This is a genomic window from Luteococcus sp., from assembly GCF_043424415.1.
In the GTDB taxonomy this organism is placed as follows: Bacteria; Actinomycetota; Actinomycetes; order Propionibacteriales; family Propionibacteriaceae; genus Luteococcus.
Window position 1 is genome coordinate 1 of record NZ_JBHWOO010000161.1, and the last position, 2,608, is coordinate 2,608.

Sequence of the window (2,608 nt, forward strand, 5' to 3'; positions counted from 1 at the left end):
ACCTCCAGTTGGGCGCTGAGCTGGCCCACCGTGGCGGATCCCTGACGGCGCACGGCGGTCAGGATGCCTGCGTGACGCTCCTCGACCAGCATGACCGCAGGCTAGCACCGCGCGCGCAGTTCCGCGCAGCATCGCGCAAAGTCGCGCACAAGGGTGCAGGTATGTGCAGATTGTGCGACGATGGTCGTCCACGTCACAACCCCGACGACACAGCTGAACGTCTGTACGACCAACCCAGGCAGCACCGCCGCTGTCCCAGAGTCCAGCCGCTGTCTCACCGTCCAGGAGGACACCATGCGCCGCCGCACCTTCCTCAACACCAGCGCCGCCCTCGGTGGCATCAGTGGGATCGGCCTGCTGGCCGCCTGCGCCCCCGGCTCCGACCAGGGCGGCGGCACCGGCAACGGCGGCGACGGGGGTGGCTCCGGCCCGTCGGCCGGCGATATCGAGACCGATCCCGCGGCGATGGGCGACCTCACCCTGCTGATGTGGGACCAGGAGGTGCGCGGCGCCCAGAACGACGCCATCGAGGCCCTGATCCAGAGCTTCCAGGACGAGTACCCCAACATCACCATCGAGCGGGTCTCGCAGTCCTTCGACGACCTCCAGCAGCAGACGGGCCTGGCCCTGTCCGGCAACGACGTGCCCGACGTGCTCCAGGTCAACAACGCCCGCGGCGACATGGGCACCTTCGTGGAGGCCGGCCAGCTCACCGACCTCACCGGCTACGCCGAGGCCTACGGCTGGACCGACCGCTTCAGCGAGTCCGTGCTGGGCAAGATGATGTACTCCCCGGACGGCGTCACCTTCGGTAAGGGCTCCCTGTGGGGCCTGCCGCAGACGGGCGAGGTGTGCGGCATCTACTACAGCGCCTCCAAGCTCGAGCAGCTAGGCGTGGAGCCCCCCACCACCTGGGACGAGCTGTTTGACCTGGTGCAGAAGGCCCTGGACGCCGACGAGGTCCCCATCAAGCTGGGCAACCTCGAGCAGTGGCCGGCCCTGCACGTGTTCGGCCCCCTGCAGGCCAACTTCGTGCCCAGCGAGGAGATCATCACCCTGGGCATGGGCAACGCGGGCGCCGAGTGGACCAGCGACGCCAACGTCCAGGCCCTCACCAAGCTCGCCGAATGGGGCACCGGCGGCGCGCTGGGCGACTCCCCCAACGGCCTGGCATACGACACCGCCTGGCCCGAGTTCACCGAGGGCTCCGGCGTGCTGCTGATCGGTGGCTCCTGGCTGGGCCCGGACATGGAGGGCGTGATGGGGGAGGACCTCCGCTTCATGGCCCCGCCCCCCGGCGCCGACGGCAAGGTGGCCACCACCGGCGGCACCGGCCTGCCCTTCGCCATCCCCGCCAACGCAGCGAACGCCGATGCGGCCGCCGCGTTCATCGACTACATCACCAGTGACACGGCGATGGAGCTGATCGCCGAGAACGGCGGCATGCCCGTGAACCGCACCGCGGAGCTGGCCCCGGACAGCGGCGTCAACAAGGACATCTACGAGGCCTTCGACGCGGTCTCCACCGAGGGTGTGCTGCTGCCGTACCTGGACTACGCCACCCCGTCGTTCGCCGACACCGCGGGCTCCACCCTGCAGCAGGTCATCGGGGGCCAGGCCGAGCCGGCCGCCGCCGCCGAGCAGCTCCAGACCGACTACGGCGACTTCACCTCCGAGGGCTGACATGACCGCCATCGCTGGTGCCCGGGCCGCCCGGGAAGGATCCGACGCCCCAGGGCCCGACGGGCCAGGTGGTGCCGGCGGATCCGGCGGCAGGGGCCGACGCACTACGCGTGCCGGCGGGCCCCCGTCGGCCGTGGTGCGCGGGCGCTGGACCCCGTACCTGTTCATCCTGCCGGCGTTCCTGGTGTACGGGGCGTTCTCCCTGTACCCGCTGATCCGGGCCGCCCAGTTCTCCCTGTACGAGTGGTCCGGCTTCGGGGCCTCCACCTTCGTGGGCCTGGACAACTACATCGACCTGGCCTCGGACCCGGACTTCCGGGCCGCCATCGTCAACGCCCTGGTGCTGATCTTCTTCTACGCCGTGCTGCCGCTGATCGTGGGGCTGGTGCTGGCGGCGATCCTGCGCCGCGGGCAGGTGCGCGGCATGGGCTTCTTCCGCACCGTGATCTTCCTGCCCCAGGTGATCGCCCTGGTGGTGGTGGCCGTGGCATGGCGCCACATCTATGCCCCCAGTGGCCCGTTGAACCAGGCCCTGCGGTCGCTGGGACTGGACTCCCTGGCCCGCGGCTGGCTGGGGGACCCGGGCGCGGCCCTGCCCGCGGTGGGCTTCATCGGCACCTGGCTGCAGATGGGACTGGTGATGCTGCTGCTTCTGGCGGGCATGAGCCGCATCCCCGACGAGCAGTTCGAGGCGGCCCGCCTGGACGGCGCCGGTCCCGTCCAGGAGTTCTTCGCGATCACCCTGCCTTCGGTGCGCGGGGAGATCGTGGTGGCGCTGGTGCTCACCATCATCGCGGCGCTGAAGACCTTCGACCTGGTGTACATGACCACCTCCGGCGGCCCCGGCAACGCCACCACCGTGCCCAGCTACGAGGTGTACGACCGTGCCTTCCAGCTGCGCGAGGTGGGCTCGGCCAGCGCCGTC

At 70.4% G+C, this 2,608-nt stretch carries 2 protein-coding genes; both read left to right on the forward strand.

Features of this window, described 5'->3' with window-relative positions; translation table 11 throughout:
• Positions 1-294 precede the first annotated feature (294 nt).
• Positions 295-1,683, forward strand: a complete 1,389-nt coding sequence (locus ACHFFZ_RS09825; RefSeq protein WP_394276454.1) for an ABC transporter substrate-binding protein — start codon at positions 295-297, stop codon at positions 1,681-1,683.
• Position 1,684: 1 nt separating this feature from the next.
• On the forward strand, positions 1,685-2,608 hold a 924-nt coding region (locus ACHFFZ_RS09830), incomplete at its 3' end, for a carbohydrate ABC transporter permease (RefSeq protein ID WP_394276455.1).

Excerpts from the sequence above, each read along its gene's own strand:
- ACHFFZ_RS09825 (WP_394276454.1), top strand. The coding sequence starts at position 295 with ATGCGCCGCCGCACCTTCCTCAACACCAGCGCCGCCCTCGGTGGCATC.